This is a genomic window from Prosthecobacter fluviatilis (genome assembly GCF_055388355.1).
Genome location: NZ_AP043782.1, coordinates 2,095,738 through 2,112,789 on the forward strand (window position 1 = coordinate 2,095,738; position 17,052 = coordinate 2,112,789).

The 17,052-nt window shown below is 60.7% G+C and carries 8 protein-coding genes; 6 read left to right on the plus strand and 2 right to left on the minus strand.

Going from position 1 to position 17,052, the window contains the following annotated elements:
- Positions 1 to 7 precede the first annotated feature (7 nt).
- On the plus strand, positions 8 to 772 hold the full coding sequence (locus tag ACZ5WW_RS08090) for a YdjY domain-containing protein (RefSeq protein WP_377165363.1): 765 nt from the start codon (positions 8 to 10) through the stop codon (positions 770 to 772).
- Between the two features lie 64 nt (positions 773 to 836).
- Here ACZ5WW_RS08090 and ACZ5WW_RS08095 read toward each other — a convergent pair whose 3' ends face one another.
- Positions 837 to 995 (minus strand): hypothetical protein, encoded by a 159-nt coding sequence (locus ACZ5WW_RS08095; protein WP_377165361.1) that lies wholly within the window; start codon positions 993 to 995, stop codon positions 837 to 839.
- A gap of 79 nt (positions 996 to 1,074) precedes the next feature.
- On the opposite strand from ACZ5WW_RS08095, the gene ACZ5WW_RS08100 reads away from it, so the two are divergent.
- The 5 genes from ACZ5WW_RS08100 to ACZ5WW_RS08120 all read left to right on the plus strand — a co-directional run bounded on the left by ACZ5WW_RS08100 (position 1,075) and on the right by ACZ5WW_RS08120 (position 14,377).
- Entirely contained in the window at positions 1,075 to 2,238 is a 1,164-nt protein-coding gene (locus ACZ5WW_RS08100) for a prenyltransferase/squalene oxidase repeat-containing protein (protein ID WP_377165359.1), read from the plus strand.
- Between the two features lie 320 nt (positions 2,239 to 2,558).
- Entirely contained in the window at positions 2,559 to 5,264 is a 2,706-nt protein-coding gene (locus ACZ5WW_RS08105) for a hypothetical protein (RefSeq protein ID WP_377165357.1), read from the plus strand.
- 26 nt (positions 5,265 to 5,290) lie between these two features.
- The gene (locus tag ACZ5WW_RS08110) at positions 5,291 to 8,389 is read left to right on the plus strand and encodes a hypothetical protein (RefSeq protein ID WP_377165355.1); all 3,099 of its coding nucleotides are present in this window, start codon (positions 5,291 to 5,293) and stop codon (positions 8,387 to 8,389) included.
- Positions 8,390 to 8,428: 39 nt separating this feature from the next.
- Entirely contained in the window at positions 8,429 to 11,521 is a 3,093-nt protein-coding gene (locus ACZ5WW_RS08115; RefSeq protein ID WP_377165353.1) for a hypothetical protein, read from the plus strand.
- 114 nt (positions 11,522 to 11,635) lie between these two features.
- Positions 11,636 to 14,377 (plus strand): hypothetical protein, encoded by a 2,742-nt coding sequence (locus tag ACZ5WW_RS08120; protein WP_377165351.1) that lies wholly within the window; start codon positions 11,636 to 11,638, stop codon positions 14,375 to 14,377.
- A 258-nt stretch (positions 14,378 to 14,635) separates the two neighbouring features.
- On the opposite strand, the gene ACZ5WW_RS08125 is transcribed toward ACZ5WW_RS08120, so the two are convergent.
- Entirely contained in the window at positions 14,636 to 17,026 is a 2,391-nt protein-coding gene (locus tag ACZ5WW_RS08125; protein WP_377165349.1) for a tetratricopeptide repeat protein, read from the minus strand.
- Positions 17,027 to 17,052 lie beyond the last annotated feature (26 nt).

Consider the following 17,052-nt stretch of genomic DNA (forward strand, 5'->3'; position numbering starts at 1 on the left):
TCTCCCCATGATTTCCGCCCCACGTCTCCGCCTCGTACTCCTCTCCTCCGTGGGGCTCCTCGCCTCGCTCATCCGCATTTCCGCCCAGGAAGCCGAAACGCCAAAGCCCGACACCAAAGCCCAGCTCGAAGCCGCACAAAAGCTCGTCAAGCAGGTCTCCCCTGGCGTCTTCGACCTCAACGGCATCCAGATCACCGCCGCCACCCGCGAGCTCCGCATCCCCTGCTCCATCCTCCATCAAAAGCTCCCTATCGAGTACGCCCTCTGCCATGAAAACGGCGAGAAAGTGCACGAAACCATCCTCGAAACCAAGGTCCGCCCCATCCAGCTCCAGGTCGCCCTCCTCCTCGCCCGCTACGAGCCCGCCACCCTCGGCATCCTTGAAAAGCTCGATCCCAAAGCCGAGCGCCCCTACAAGGCCAAGGACACCGAACCCAAGACCCCCGGCGCCAACCGCCTCGCCATCCACGTCGAATGGAAGGACGGCGACAAAGTCAAAAACGTCCCCCTCTCCGACTTCATCCAGAACATCGAGACACGCAAAACGCCACCCGACCTCGACACCTGGATCTTCAACGGCTCCTTCATCGACGAAACCGGCTTCGCCGCCGAGCAGACCGGCTCCATCATCTCCACCTACGTGGACCGCGCCGCCATCATCAACTCCGCCGCCAAAGGCAACGAGCGCGACGACCTCTGGATCAGCATGCCCGTCAACATCCCTGCCGAAGGGACCCAGGTGACCCTAATCATCACCCCCGCGAAACAGTGAGTGCCTCGCAGAATGAGGGGGAGGATCGACACTTCTAAAATCAACAATCGTTGTTCATCAATCGTCAATCGCGCATAGCCACGACGCCTTCAGAACCAGAAGATTGACGATTGTCGAGCAATCGATTTTTGATTTTAGAAGTTCCAAACCACCGACGCACCCCTGCGGTGAGCAAAAACTCAATAACGGCGCGGTCAAAAAACGCCCACCACAGCTCAGGCATGGACAGAAATCGCCCAGCCTGAAAGAGGTGCCCCTTGCCCGTTGACGCCGCCCTCTTTCCACATCCAGTGCTCTGTACCATGAAAATCCCAGCCTTCCTTCTCACCCTGGCGCTAGGAACGACCGCCGCATTTCCCCAGGCCGCCACCCAGGCCTCTCGCAACGAGTCCCTCAAGCAGGAGCTCCGCCTCGGCGTCGAGCGTGGTCTCAACTTCCTCCGCTCCAAGCAAAACCCCGCCACCGGCCAGTGGGGTGAGTCTGAGCCCGTCGCCATGACGTCCCTCGCCATCATCGGCTTCATGCTCGACCCCAACCGCAAGCCCGGCGACCCCGTCCCCGCTGAAGTCGAAAAAGCCACCAAGTTCCTCGTCGCCCAGGCACGCCCGGATGGCGGCATCTTCATCAAAGGCCGTGGCAACTACAACACCGCCCTCGCCCTCACCGCACTCCTCCTCAACAACAAGCCCGAGAACGAGGAAGTCATGCTCAAGGCCCGCCGCTACCTCGTCCACTGCCAGGTGGATCTCGATGAAAAAGGCAAGCAGGACAATCCCCTCGATGGCGGCATCGGCTACGGCGACGAAAAAGGCATGCACGCAGACATGTCCAACCTGACCTTCGCCCTCGAAGCCCTTTACTACTCCCAGGCCCTCCTCGCAGACAAAGGCGACGCCGCCAAGAACGAGCCTCAGCTCAACGTCGCTGCCGCCATCGACTTCATCCAGCGCTGCCAGAACCGCCCTGAAAGCAACAAATCCTCCTGGGTCAGCAAAGACCCCGACGACGCCGGTGGCTTCATCTACAACCCCTCCGAAACCCGCGGTGCCAAAGTCACCAACCCCGACGGCAGCATCGCTCTCCGCAGCTACGGCAGCATCAGCTACGCCGGCCTTCTCAGCTTCGTCTATGCCGGCGTGGACAAAGACGACCCCCGCGTCAAAGCCGTCATCGAGTGGCTCCAAAACCACTACAACCCCGACGAAAACCCCGGCCTCGGCGCCGCCGGTCTCTACTACTACTACCAGACCATGAGCAAGGCCCTCAGCATCGCCGGGATCGACTACATCAAGACCAAGGACGGCAAGCTCATCGACTGGCGCAAAGACATCACCGAAAAACTCCTCAGCCTCCAGAAAGGCGACGGCTCCTGGTCCAACACCGAAGGCCGCTGGATGGAGTCCGACCCCGTCCTCACCACCAGCTACATCCTCATGGCCCTCGGCCGCATCCATCAGACCTTATAGTTGCCCAGTTGCGCCGCAACTGGTCTGGATAATTCAACGCCGCGCCCTCAAAAGCGCGGCGTTTTTTTGTGCCCCCACGCCAAAGCCCCCCGCCTGGCCACCGTCCCATTTGGTGGACTGCGGTCGCGCAGCGACGAAGGAGCGCCGCTGCCGCTTTCGACGGCCTCACTGACTCACGCGCACCCCCCTCGAATGCGGCAGCCAGCACTCCATCGCCAGCCCGCCAGACCAAAGTCCGCCCCAATCACACGAAAGCCACTTCCGCCACCCTCGAAACATCCTTCTCGACATCCCGCCGCCCCCTTCGGTAAACTCGCACCATGCACCGCGCCCGTTGCCTAGTCCTGCTTCTCACCCTTGGCTTCACCACCACTTTGGGTGCTGAGCCGGCCGGGATGATCACGCGTGTCTTCCAAACACCGAACGACTACGGTGGCGAATACACTCCTGGCGACCCCACGCTGACGCCACCCGGTGATCCGTTTTCAGACAAGCCGCCACCTGCGCCCGCTGCGGTGCTGCCACGCAAAAGAGCCCGGGACATTCTTGAGCATGCAGGCATCCCCTTCCCCGAGGGGGCCATGGTCAGGTTCAATCCCAACACGGGTCTCCTCAGCATCACCAACACCCCAGAGAATCTTGAGCTTGTAGAGGCCTTCCTAGACTCCATTCGCGTCCAGGGGCCCACCACGATCACCTACACGCTCACGGTGATCGAAGGCCCGGGGGATCTCATCCGCCAGGCCAATGCCACTGCCACGCGCAGCAGCAATGCCGCCGCCGAGCTGGCCCTGCTGCTGGAGCAGGCGAAAACCGCCGGCTCCAATGTCCGCGTCGTTGGCGATGCCTTTCTTGAAACCAAGTCCGGCTACTGCGCTTCCTCCGAAGCCGTGTGCGAACACTCCTATGCCAGCGAGTTCAACATGGACGCCAAAAGCCGTGCCTCCGTGACCCAGGACACACGCCTGATCGGCTTAAAATTGGTGCTGGAGCCGACCCTTGGCAGCGATCACCGCACCCTTGGAACCACCCTCAGCATCGAGCTGCATCCCGTGCCGCCGCTCGAGCGTCAGATCAGCCTTACCGAACCCGTCTCTGGCCAGATGGCGGAGTTTCCAGCCAGCGACATCTGCGGTGCTCACTTCACCACCATCGTTACCTCCAGCAGCGGCACCACCAAGCTCGTGGGCATCACCAAGCCCGTCGGGACCAGCCAGGAGAAAGAAGACATCCTGTGGGCCGCCTTTATCACCGGGACCGCAAACCATGCAGAGCCCGTTCCCTTTTCAAAAGCAGTCACTCCCGCACAGGTGGCGCAGGTTCCTCCCGGACTGATGGTGGCCGCTTTCAATGTCCCGGAAGACCTTTTCGAAAGCCTGATGGAAAAGCCCGGGCCGCTGCAGCCGTGGTTTGAGACCCAAGGCATCGTGCCCGTGAAGGGAGCCACTGCCACACATGAGGGCGGTGTGCTGCAGGTCATCAATACCACTGACAACATCGAGCGTATCGCCGCTCTGACCCAGGACTGCCTCTGCCGCACTCCCAAGACCATGGCCTTCACCCTGCATACCGTGCAGGCTCCTGCCGACCTCCTGCGCGATCTCACGCACCGCGCAGCGGCAGCCTCTGGCGATCAGACTGAAATGTGGGCCGCAGTGGAGGCCGCGATCTCCCGTGGTGAGGCAAAGATCATCGACTCCGCCTTTCTCGAAACCAAGCCCGGCACCCGCGCCACACACGCCGCCACCTGCGAGCACGAGTATGTTTCCGCGCTTGGCACCAGCGACAAGGGCCAGCCCAGCATTGCCTTTGAGATGCGCCCTGTGGGCTCGGTCTTCGAAATCGAGCCCACAGTGGGCAACGACGGCCACGATGTTCATATCAGCTACAGCTATGAGCTGCATTCCTCCGCGCCCATGGCGCGCCGCGGTCACTTCCGTAACCCCGGCTCCAAGCAAGCTTTTGAGATGCCTCTGGAAGACTTTCATTACTGCAAAATCACCACCGGGAGCATCATGCCCAGGGGAAGCATCAAGCTCCTCGCCCTCAACAAACCCACCGGCTGCAATGAGCCCGGCATGCTGTGGGCCACCTTCCTGAAATGCGACCTCGTGCCGCAAGTCGCGAAAGCCCGACCCGACCCCGCCTCAGTGGGCAAGCCCAAGCCCCAGCTCGATCCCAAAGCCTGGAACACCCGGCAGTACCGCGTGCCGCCAGATTTTCTCTCCTCATCCGGCCCGGCAACGCCTGAGCCACGGCCGCGCATCACGGCCAGATACATCCTCGAAGGCATAGGCATTCCCTTTCCTGAAGGAGCCGCCGCTTCCTACAATCCGGCAGTCTCCATCATGTTCGTAAAGAACACCAATGAGAACCTCGCGCTGGTGGACGCTTATGTGGAGTCCATCACAAGAACCGCTCCGAAGAACGTCGTGTTCATCACTCACATCCTCCAAGGCCCCGGCTCTCTCATGCGCCGCCTCACTGCCCAAGCCGCGAGCAAGAGCGACCACCGTGCCGAACTCGACGAACTCCTCGCCGCTGTAAAGGCAGGCAGCGTGCAGCATCTCAATACCGCACGCATCGAGACCCGCTCCGGAGAGCGCGCCACCACCCGTCAGGGCCGCGAGCACAGTGCAGTCTTCGGCGTAAGCGTGGACGACAAGGGCGAGCCATTCTTCAAGCAGGAGATGCGCAACGTGGGCCTCAAGATCGAACTCGAAGCCATCGTCGGCGCGGACGGCATCCTGGTGGAACTTGCACCGCTCATCGAATTCCACACCGCAGAGCCGCTCGAGCATCGGGAGGAGGTGATCGACACCCTGGGCGGCAAACTGGAACGCCCCCTCACCGACTACTTCACCTCCAAGATCACCACCGGCATCACCATCCCCTCCGGCTCCGCCCGCCTCCTCTCCCTCTACAAGCCCACCGGCAAACCCGAGTTCGAAAAAGAGGACATCCTCCAGGCCATCTTCATCACCTGCGACATCCTGCGTCTCGAAGATCCGGCCGTTCTCAAATAACCTCCTTCCTTAGCTATCTCATCCGCATGCACCGCATCCGCAGCATCCTTCTGCTTTGGGCCATCATCACTCTGGCCCATGGTGCAGAGCCAGCCAAAGACAAAGCATCCCCTCAAAGCCCTACTCCGGCCCCCGCCCTAGTGGACTTGGATGCAAAAGCACGGCTGATACAAAAGATGGATGAGATCATCATCCCCTCGGTTCATTTCAAAAACGCCACGCTTGAGCAAGCGCTGGATTTCCTCCGCAAAAAAAGCCGTGAACTGGACAAGTCACCTGCTCCAGATGGCACCAAAGGCGTCAGTCTCACCCTTCGCGAACCCGCTCCGCCAAAGGAGATCCGCATCACTCTGGATTTGAAAGAAGCGCCTTTGTCTGAAGCCCTGCGCTATGTAGCCGAACTCACCAATTTGGTGTACCGCGTGGAGGCTCAGGGAGTCGTTCTCACTGACATGCATGCCTACCGGCACGAGCGGCACACCCGCACCTTCAAAGTACCACCAGACTTTCTTTCGGTCGGAGGAGGCGAGGCTTCAGATGCTCCAGCAGATCCCTTCGCACCATCTGCGCCCAACCCTCCCCCCTCGGCCGGCTTGATACCACGAAAGACCGCGCAACAAATCCTCGAAGCTTCAGGCATCACCTTCCCCGAAGGCAGCAGCGCCAGTTTCAATCCACTGACGAACCTCCTCAGAGTCACCAACACCCAGCCCAATCTCGATCTGGTTGAGGCATACACTGAGTCATGTTGCTACAATCCGCCCAAAGTCATCGCCTTCAGCCTGACCATCTTCGAAGCTCCGGGCGATCTCATCCGCCAGATCAATGCCGAGGCCTCCAAGACTGCCAATGCCAGCAAGCAACTCACCTCCCTGCGTGATCTGGCTCAAAAGCCCGATTCCTCCGTTCGAGTCGCAGGCCACACCTTCATCGAAACAAAATCCGGCATCTCAGCCACCACAGAAGCCGAATCAGCCCCCAGGCTTTCAAACAGCGTCTCGCCAGATCCTGACAGGCAACCCACCGGCCTGCGCATCCAGCTCGAACCAACCATTCAAGCAGATGGCCAGACCATCGACCTCAGTCTCGACCTAGAACTGAGCCCGCCTTTATCCGCAAAAACAGAAGAGCCCAATCTCAGCCCCCCGCCTGCAAACAACACGTCCTTGGAGACCACGAGAGAAATACCAAAAGTGAACCTAACCTCCTCCCTTCTGGTTAGCAGCGGCACCACCAAACTGGCAGGCATTGCCCGCCCCCCCGGCCTGCCGCAGAAAACCGACGACATCCTCTGGGCCGTGTTCCTCACCACCTCCGTTCGTTATGTGGAAAATCCTCCACACCATCTCGCTCTCGGCACACACTCCACATCCACGCCACCCAAGGGCCTGTCCAGCATCACCTTCCAGATCACAGAGGGGCTCTTTGAGTCCATCATGGACCCCACCCCCAAACCGCTCCGGGATTGGTTCATCGACCAAGGTGTCACTTTCCCCTCAGGCTCCGTGATCAAGCTGGAAAACGACCTCCTTCGCATAACCAACACTCAGGAAAACATCGACTCCATCTCCATGCTGATCGCTGCTGCCGTTCAGAAGGCCTCCAAAACTGTCGCCGTCACTCTCCACACGGTCCGCCTGCCCCCATCCAGTTTGCCCAAGCTCTCCCAGGCCGCACTCACGTCCGCCGACCAGTCGGCCGAATGGAAAGAAGTCGAAGCAGCCGCCGCACGCGGCGAGGCCGCGTTCCTTGAGTCCTCTTTCTTCGAAACCAAGTCCGGCACTCGCTCCACCCATGTGGCCGCACGCGACTGCTATTTCCTTGATCGCACGCCGCCCAAAGAAAAAAATCCTCCCGCGATTTCCATCAAGGGCCGGCCCCTTGGATCCTTTCTGAAAATAGAACCCACCATAGGTGCCGATGGCCGGACCATCGATGTGACCTACAACCACGAGCTGCATGTCCCAGTTGGTGTCCCTGATGCAATTCCGCCCCATGATCCTGCTCAGGGCCAAAGCATCCCGCTTCCCAGCACCAGCTTCCGAGTGCTGAAAACCCACAGCCACACCACCATGCATGAGGGAGAAATCAGACTCATCGCCCTGCATCAGGACATCAGCAGCAGCCATGCAGACCACATCTGGGCCACCTTTCTGCAATGCTGCACCGTGCCTCACTTTCCCAAACCCAAAAAGGCCCTGGCAAACCAAATTCCTCCACAGGCAGGAAAGGAAGCACTGGAAACAAGAGCCTATCGTGTCCCCGCAGATTTTGTGCATCGCCTCATTTCCCTCGGCGCTCCTTCCCCGGCACCATCTGGAGATCCGTTTGCCATCGAAGCCACTCAAGCTCCGCGAAGACGAGAGCGCCCGCCCCGCCCGCTAGAAGATCTCGGAGTCACTTTTCCAGAGGGAGCCAGCGTTTCATACAACCCAAAGACCTCCACGTTAATCATGCGCAATACTCTGGCGAACCACGCCTTGATCACAGCAGTGGTGGACAAGATTCTCAGCTCCATGCCCTTTTCTGTAGCGTTCACCACCCACGTCCTGCAAGGCCCCGGCCCCCTCCTGCGCCGTCTCGCAGCCCAGGCATCCCGCAAAAGCGACCACCGTGCAGAGCTCGACGAACTCCTCGCCGCAGTGAAATCAGGTACCGTCCTCCACCTTGACACCGCCCGTCTCGAAACCAAGCCCGGCACCCGCGCCACCGTAAACCAAGGCTCCGAGCACCCATACATCTGCGAACTCAGCCTGGATGACAAAGGACTGCCCCTTTTCAAAAAAGAGCCCCGCTGCATTGGCCTCAATGTCGAACTCGAACCCACCACCAGCAAAGACAGCCCCTTCGTGGATCTGATCATCTCCGCCGAATACCACACAGCCCCTCCCCTCGATCACCGCGAGCACCTCATCGCCCCCCAGGGCCGCCGCCTCGATTTTCCTCTCACCGACCTCTTCACCTCCAAAACCGTCACCGCCATCACCCTCCCCTCCACCTCCGCCCGCCTCCTCTCCCTCTACAAGCCCACCGGCAAACCCGAGTTTGAAAAACAAGACATCCTCCAGGCCATCTTCATCACCTGCGACATCCTGCGTCTCGAAGATCCGACCGTTCTCAAGTAGCCTCTTTCCGTAGCTATCTCATCCCGTCATCTCATCCGCATGCACCGCATCCGCAGCATCCTTCTGCTTTGGGCCATCATCACTCTGGCCCATGGTGCAGAGCCAGCCAAAGACAAAGCATCCCCTCAAAGCCCCGCCCCAGTCTCTGCGCCAGTTGGCCTGGATGCCCGAGCCCGCCTGATGCAAAAAATGGATGAGATCATCCTCCCCACAGTTCACTTCGAAAACACCACCCTTGAGCAGGCGATTGAATTTCTCCGCAAGCAAAGCCGTGAACTGGACAAGTCATCCGCCCCCTCAGGCAGCAAGGGCGTGAACATCATCCTTCGCCTCGATGACACGCCAGACACCTCACCCATCAATCTGAATGTCAAAAATTTGCAGCTCTCCGAAGCCATCCGCTACGTCACCGAGCTCACGCAAACCAAATACAGAGTCGAACATAACTCTGTTCTCATCGTCCCCATCTCGGCAGAATTCGAGACTGAGCTGCACACACGCACCTTCAAAGTACCGCCAGATTTCCTCTCCAACCGCGATCTTTCCTACAACTCCAAGGCCGCCCCCTTCGATCCCTTTACCTCGGCCGACTTCAAGGCTGATTCCTCCCTCATGCCCATCACCGCCCGGCAGACACTCGAATCGGCGGGCGTGCATTTTTCCAAAGGAACCAGTGCCAGCTTCAATTGCCTCACAGGTCATCTCACTGTCACCAACACCCAGCCCAATCTCGATCTCGTCGAAGGCTTCATCGATGCCATCCACCGTGAGGCTCCCGTCAATATCGCTCTCACCGTCACCGTCATCGAAGGCCCGGGCGAACTCATCCGCCAGGCCGCCACTGCTGCAAAATCCACAACCGCTTTCAAGGAATTAAGCAATCTGCTCGCACAGGCGCAAAAGCCCGGCTCAAACGTTCGCGTCATCAGCGATGCCTTCCTAGAAGCTCAGTCCGGCGTCCGCTCCATTGTTGCAACCGTGCATGAGCACACCCCAGCCCACGTCTCCCCACTCGGCGCTGGAATCATCGCCCTCTCAGCCCCGCCCAAGCCACGCAAGAACGGCCTGCAGCTTTCCATCGAGCCCTCTACATGCGAAGATCGCAGCACCATCAAAGCTGCAATCAACCTGACCCTGAGCACCCCCGCTTCCGCTCCCCAGAAAGTGGCTTCTGAATCCACCCCGGGTGCAGATCACACACCCGAAGTTCCCCTCACCGACATTCCGGTCATCCATCTTGGCGCCGATGCCGTCATCAAAGACGGCGACACAAGCCTGCTCTGCGTCACCAGCCCTCTCGGCATGCCACAGGAAAAGGCAGACACCCTCTGCGCCGTGTTTCTCACCGCCAAACTCCGCACGGTCGAAGCCCTCCCCCCACCGCAGCCTCAGCCAGCCCCCAACGCTTCCATGCCCTCCGGCATGAAATTCACCGCTCTCGATGCACCAGCCGGTTTGTTCGATGAGTTTTTGCCTGCCACACCTCCCACCAGTCTCAAGAACTGGCTGACTGAAAAAGGCATCACCTTCCCTGAGGGCTCGTCCATCGAGCAGCGCGGCGACCAGCTATGGATCGTCAACACCCCTGACAACATCTCCTGCATTTCATCTCTCATCGACCAGTTGCTCAGACACCCATCCAAAAACATCGCCTGTACCTTGCATACTTTGGAGGCCCCCGCCCCCTTCCTGCGCGATCTCGCTCACCACACCCTCGCCTCGGCGGACGATTCTGCCATGTTCGCCGCCATCGAGGCCGCCGCCGCGCGTGGGGAGGCCAGTTTCATCGACTCCGCCTTCCTTCCCATCCGTTCCGGCAGCTTCGCCACCCGCCAGTCTGCACGTGAGCAAAGCTCGGTCATCAACACCGAATCCAAACCCCAGCAGCCTCGCCATCTCAGCTTCGACAGACGCATGGTTGGCTCCATGTTGGACATTACGGCAGACATCGGTGCCGACAGCAAAACCCTGCATGTGACCTACGAGCACGAATTGCATCCCGCCTCACAGCATTCATCAGGAACACCCGCCGCCGGTTTTCACTTCCACAAAACCTCCACCACCAGCTCCCTCACCAGTGGCAGCATCAAGCTCATCTCGCTCACTCCTCCCCCTGGTCGTGAGCAGTCCGGCAAACTCTGGGCCACATTTCTGAAATGCGATGTGGTTCCAATCCTCATCAAGCAGCCCAAGCTTTCTTCACCTCAGTCCCTCGCGTCGTCTTCACAGCCTGAGAAAATGATCGTGAAATATTTCACGCTTGAAGATGTGCTGTCAGCCTCGCTAGGCTCACCTGCACACACTAATGGCACCGATCCTTCTTCCCCCCCCTCGCCTTCAAAGGAAGGCATTACGCTGGTGCTAACCACCGCCGAATCCCGCGAAAAAAATCTTCAGCAAACATTCGAATCATACGGTGCCAGCTTTCCCCCAGGCTCCTACGTCCGTATGCTGGAGCAATTTCGCGGTTTCATCGTTCGAAACACTCCCGCCAACCTGGCCAAAATATCATTCGGCAAGCCCACGCCCGGCTCCGCCGTCATCACCGCACACATCTTCCAGGCCCCGGGCTCGCTGCTGCGTCAGCTCGCCGCTCAGGCCGCCCGAAAATCAGATCACCGGGCCGAACTCGACCAACTCCTCGCCACCGTAAAAGACGGAGAGGCAACCCACCTCGTCACCGCTCGTTTCGAGGCCTTATCAGGCACCTTTTCCACCTTGAAGCAGGGCGTGGAGCACACAACTTTGACAGGGGCATTCCTCACCAAAGACGAGGCCCCGGAAATCGTCTCCGATCACCGCAATGTTGGTTTCAAAATCGAACTCACCCCCACCATCGCAGCAGACGGAAAATGGAGCGAACTCACCATCGCCTCCGAATTCGACACCACCGTTCCATTCGAGCATCGCGCACGTACCTTCGACCTTCAGAACCGCCCCCTTGAGTTCCCTCTGACCGACTACTTCACCTCCAGGCTCCGAACCGAAATCTCCCTCCCCTCCGGCACCGCCCGACTCCTCTCCCTCTACAAGCCCACCGGCAAAGCCGAGTTCGAAAAAGAAGACATTCTCCAAGCCATCTTCATCACCTGCGACATCCTGCGTCTCGAAGATCCGGCCGTTATCAAGTAGCCTCTCTCCCACCGCATGTCTCCACGTGGGATGGGCATGGCGACAGCCCGCCCGTCTGCGAGCGCCCCTCATCCGTCTCGACATCCCTCCCCCGCTTCCACTAACCTCACCGCCATGTCGTTCCGCGCACGCTGCTTCTTCCTGCTGATCACCCTCGTCTGCACCGCGATCACACACGCAGAAAAGCCGGCGCTCCTCACTCGCATATTCAAACTCCCGCCCGACTTCATCTCCTGCGAAAGCGCTCCGTCACCTGAATCAACGGCAGACAAAGATCCCTTTGCCACACGCGAGCCCGCCACCAGTCCAGCGCTCGATTCACCGGCTCATCCAAAGCTCAAGACACCACGGCAGATCCTCGAATCCATCGGCGTCACTTTTCCCGAGGGAGCCAGTGCCAGCTTCAATCCGTTCACCAGCCTCCTCACCGTCACAAACTCGGTGCCCAACATCGAGATCACCGAGGCGTTTGTGGCTTCGATCACTCAGCAGGCGCCTGCCAATGTCGGCTTCACCCTCACCATCATCGAGGCTCCTGGCGACCTCATCCGCCAGTCCAATGCCCTGGCCTCCCGCAGCCTCGATGCCGCGCCCGCGCTCGCCTTGCTGCTCGATCACGCCCAAAAACCCGGCTCCAAGGTCCGCGTCGTAGGCGATGCCTTTCTCGAAACCAAATCCGGCACCCGCGCCACGCTCGATGCAGGCCTCGAGCATCGCTATGTCAGCAATGTGTCCCTCGATGCCAAGAGCCGTTCCGCCATCTCCGCAGAAACTCGCCACCTCGGCCTGCATTGGGAGATCGAGCCCTCCGTCAGTACGGACGGCGCCTTCATCGAGACCTCCCTCGCCCTGGATTTCTACCCAGCACCTCCGACCACGCGTCAGCTCAGCATCAGCGATCCCCTCACCGGCCACGCCACGGAGTTTCCCCTCACCGATCTCCCCGGCACTCAGATCAATACCAGTGTCAGCTTCCTGGGTGGCGGCACCAGACTCCTCGGCATCACCCGGCCAGTCGGCACACCACGCGAAAACTCAGACCTTCTCTGCGCCGTGTTCCTCACCGCCACGGTCCGCCGCGTTGAGGCACTCCCCGCTCCGCAGCCCAAAGTGACATCACCCTCAACCATTCCCAAAGGCATGCAGTTCGCCGCCATGCATGCCCCGGACGGAGTATTTGACGAGGCCCTGCGCCCCAAGTTTGAAAATGAGATTGGAGAACCACCGCGTCTCTCGAAGCCCCCCACTCTCCAGACCCATTTTGCCAAAGCCGGCGCCACCTTTCCCCCAGGCTCCTTCCTTGAACACCGCGAGGGCGTGCTGCGCTGTGTGAACACCCCGGACAACATCGCGCTCATCAGCACCATGCTGGAGCATGACCTGGCCGTCTTTCCCAAAACAGTCGCTTTCACCTTCCACACCCTCGAGGCACCCGCCCCTTTGCTGCGCGATCTCACCCGCGAGACACTCGCCTCCACCGACGACTCCGCCATGCTCGCCGCAGTAGAAGCCGCAGTCGCCCGTGGAGAGGCCAGGTTCATCCAGTCCGCCTTTATCGAAACCAAGTCCGGCAACAAAGCCGCTCATCATTCAGCGCACGAGCACTGCTACCTCGAAAGCGAGGGCTCCGACGGCCAGGGATATCCAAGCATCATCTTCGACACCCGACGGGTGGGCTCCGTCATCGAGGTCGAGCCCACCGTCGGCGCAGACAGCCGCACGGTGGAGCTCACCTGTTTTCACGAACTCCATCCCACGCCGCCGGTCACACGCCAAGCGCAGCTCCGCGATCCCGCCTCTCAGCAGCCCTTTGACCAGCCCCTCACCGACTTCAATGTCCACAAAATCGTGACGGGCATCAACCTCACCAAAGGCGGCACCAAGCTCCTCGCGCTCAATCCTCCCGCCGGCCATCCAGACACCGGCGTCCTCTGGGCCACCTTTGTCAAATGTGAGGTCATACCACAGGTGGCCAGATCCCCTTACTCCTTCGTCCCTCCTCCGCCTGCGAGCGATGCCAAGGAAATCCACACCCGCTCCTATCGCGTTCCTCCCGATTTTCTTTCCGCAGGAGGAGATGCCACCACCCCGGATGACAAAAAGAAACCCAAAACAGCCAAGGAGATCCTTGAAGCCGTAGGCATCACCTTCCCCCCAGGCACGGCCGCCTATTACGGCCCGCCATCGACACGGCTGGTGGTCACCAACACGAATGAAAACCTCGACCTGGTGGAAGCTTATGTGGGTTGGGGTTGTGGTTCCATCCGGCACACCACTGCCTGCACCGCCCACGTGTTACAGGGCCCCGGCCCGCTCCTGCGCCGGCTCGCCGCCCAGGCTTCCAGCAAAAGCAATCACCGCGCCGAGCTCGATGAACTCCTCACCGCCGTGAAAGCCGGCACCGTGCAGCATCTCAACATGGCTCGCGTCGAGACCAGGTCCGGCACCCGCGCCTCATCCACCCAGAACAACGAGCACATCTTCATCGCTGATGTCAGCCTCGACGACAAACAACGCATCAGCTTCAATCAGGAAATGCGGCAGGTTGGCCTGCGCCTGGAGCTCGAACCCTCCGTAGGCTCCGACGGTGCCACCGTCGAACTCACCCTCTCCAACGAATTCCACACTGCCCCTCCCCTCGAACATCGCGAGCACCTCACCGACACCCAGGGCCACCGCCTCGAGTTTCCCCTCACCGACTTCTTCACCACCCGGACCACCACCGCCATCACCCTACCCTCCACCTCCGCCCGCCTCCTCTCCCTCTACAAGCCCACCGGCAAACCCGAGTTTGAAAAACAAGACATCCTCCAGGCCATCTTCATCACCTGCGACATCCTCCGCCCAGGCGAGTAGCCACACCCGGCACAGTCAGGGCTGCGCCGTCAAAAGGTCAGTCATTGTCAGGATGACCACTCACATCCCAGCCCCCATCGCCATTGTCTTTTGCAAACAAATACCACACCATACCACCAAGAGCCTTTACCCGATTCCGTGTATTCGGTGTATTCCGTGATTTCAATTTCTGAGTCTCTCCGCGTCCTCCAGATTTCACGTCACCCCCATTTCCGAAATCATAAATCACAAATCGTAAATCATAAATGCCATCTCCCCTCACTCCTCAAGCTCCGTGTAGTGCCTCCTCCTCGGCGGCTCCGTCACCAGCGCCTTCTGCTTCCACAAAGTGGCCAGATGCAGATCCTTCTCGCAGCCCACTCCCTCAAGATAGCACTGCGAAAGGCTCTTCATCGCCTCCACCACGCCCTCATCGGCCGCGGCCTTGATCGCCGCAAAACCCGTCCGGCGCTCCTTCGTCGTCTGCCCGTGATTTAAGAGCACCATGCCCGCCAGGTTCTTGGCCGGCGGAAAGGTCTCCGCCACACGCGAGAGCGTGTCATACACATCCTGCCACAGCGCCGGGTCATGCTCCGCCTTCCGCCACAGCAGATGCGCCGCCAGATACGCCTCCAGCGGATGCCTGGACCTTCTCATGAACGCCAGCGCCAGCTCCCCCGCCTTTTCAATGTCCTGCGCCACCCCGCGTCCCTGAAACAGCGCCTCCGCATAGTAAAAGCGCGCATCCCGCCGCTTCCCCGCCTCAAACGCCCTTTCATACAGCGCCACGCTCCGCGCCAGATCGCGCTCGCACCCATACCCCGCCGCATAAAGATGCCCCTCCAGCAGCATCGCCGAAACACTGCCATGCTCGGCCAGTTGATGCACCGTCTCCGCCCACGCCGCGTCCAGCCACCGGCTCCTCATGAAAAGCTGCCTCGCCATCCGGTCGCACACCTTGTCCGCAAACGGCCGCCAGAAAGTCTCCTGCGGAAACTCTGCCACCGCCTGCATCAGCACCTGGAGCACCGGCTTGAAGTCCTCCGTCGCCTCCAGCCCGCGCATCTGCTCTAAAATCCCCCGTCGCGCCTCCTCCATCTGCTCCGCCCTCGTAAAGGCAGGCCTCAACGCGCGCAATGACGCAGCACTCACAAACTGCTCCTTCCCGGGCAGCAGTTCGGCGGCCTCAATGGCATCGCTCGCATCGGTAATGCGCCAGCGGCCCTCCGCATCGCGCCGCACTGTGCACACCAGCACACCTTTCCCTCTCGCGATGCGTCCCCCCCGCTGCACCTCAAACTGAAACGGCTGCGTGACTTTGATCCGGTCAAACGTCTCCACCTCCGCCTGAGCTCCCGCCACCACGCCGATCCGCCTCATCGGCCACCTCGCGCGCAGCTCCTCCTCCTGGCGCAGCAGCACCTCCATCGGCGGACGGTCCAGCTTGAAAAACTTCCCCTGCCCCGCCGCCACATGCTCCAGCAGCGTCGCCACAGACACCTCGTTCCACGAGCGCACATACGCAGCCGCACGCTCCAGCGCCTCCTGTGTGGCAGAAAGTTTCGCCGCAGCCCGCTTGTCTCCGCCCATGCGTGCCCTCTCAAAGGCCCCCAGCGCCAGCTTCACGTCCGCTGCGGTGCCATCACCGTGCTCGTAGCGTTCTCCCAGAGGCATCCACGCAGACATCTCACCCATCCTGGCCGCCATCTGCAGCTGCTTGAAAGCCTTCGCCGTGCAGCGCCCCGGGTTCTCCGCATCATCGATCACGCTCACAAAATCACGCAGCGCTTCCCGTCGCCCCCCTTCGGCGGCCCTCTGCAGCAGCTGCACCACCTCCTCCCCACGCTGCCCCGCAGCCCTCAGCGCCAGCGCCAGCACATGCATCGCATGCACATTCCCCTGCTCCGCCAGCGGCATCAGCACCCGCGCCGCCAGACTGGGCGCTCCCGCCCAGATCAGGTCTTCGCACGTCCTCACTGTCTTCTCCGGCTCAGGCGCAGCCTCAGCACGCTCCACCGTGCCCGGCCTCGCATCAGCAAGATGGTCCAGATGATGCGGCCAGTACAAGATCCCCGCGACCATCGCCCCGCACAGCATCACCCCCGCCAGCAGCAGCACGGGCGACCTCTCTTCATCCACAGCCCGCTCGGCACCCACCGCACATGCCACAGCCTGCGTCGCTGGCATCGTCGGCGGCACCGGCGCAGGCACCTCGCTCACAGGCACGGCAGGCCTCTCCAAAATCACCCCGCCCACACGCTCACCAGCCCTGGGTTTCAGGCTGATCGGCCTCAGCAGATAGCCCCTTCGGCTCGGGCGCGTCCCCGGCACCGCCGCTCCCGCCACCGCCTCCTGCGATGCCATCACCTCACCCTCAGCCAGATCCACATCAAACACCTCCCCGCCGATCCCAAGCCTGAACGGCGCATTCACCTCCAGCTCGCTCGCGATCACCCCGTTCACCGAGAACTGCGCCGCAGCATGCACCCCGATGATCTGAAAGGTCCGCTCTCCGGTGCGATACATCTCACAGTGCCTCGGCTGTATGCCCACGCCCTCAAAAGTCACCTCACAGTCCGGCCCGCATCCCAGCGTCAGTGTTGCATGCAGCGGGCACGAGATCCGGTGCTCTTCGTCTCCCGTTCGCAATGTCAGAACTGTCAGGGCCATCGCCCAAGTATGCTAAATAACCCTTT

What these genes read in the sequence shown, in the direction of transcription:
- ACZ5WW_RS08095 (WP_377165361.1), bottom strand. Translation starts at nt 995, where the DNA reads ATGCCTGAGCTGTGGTGGGCGTTTTTTGACCGCGCCGTTATTGAGTTT.
- ACZ5WW_RS08125 (WP_377165349.1), bottom strand. Translation starts at nt 17,026, where the DNA reads ATGGCCCTGACAGTTCTGACATTGCGAACGGGAGACGAAGAGCACCGG.
- ACZ5WW_RS08100 (WP_377165359.1), top strand. Translation starts at nt 1,075, where the DNA reads ATGAAAATCCCAGCCTTCCTTCTCACCCTGGCGCTAGGAACGACCGCC.
- ACZ5WW_RS08105 (WP_377165357.1), top strand. Translation starts at nt 2,559, where the DNA reads ATGCACCGCGCCCGTTGCCTAGTCCTGCTTCTCACCCTTGGCTTCACC.
- ACZ5WW_RS08090 (WP_377165363.1), top strand. Translation starts at nt 8, where the DNA reads ATGATTTCCGCCCCACGTCTCCGCCTCGTACTCCTCTCCTCCGTGGGG.
- ACZ5WW_RS08115 (WP_377165353.1), top strand. Translation starts at nt 8,429, where the DNA reads ATGCACCGCATCCGCAGCATCCTTCTGCTTTGGGCCATCATCACTCTG.
- ACZ5WW_RS08110 (WP_377165355.1), top strand. Translation starts at nt 5,291, where the DNA reads ATGCACCGCATCCGCAGCATCCTTCTGCTTTGGGCCATCATCACTCTG.
- ACZ5WW_RS08120 (WP_377165351.1), top strand. Translation starts at nt 11,636, where the DNA reads ATGTCGTTCCGCGCACGCTGCTTCTTCCTGCTGATCACCCTCGTCTGC.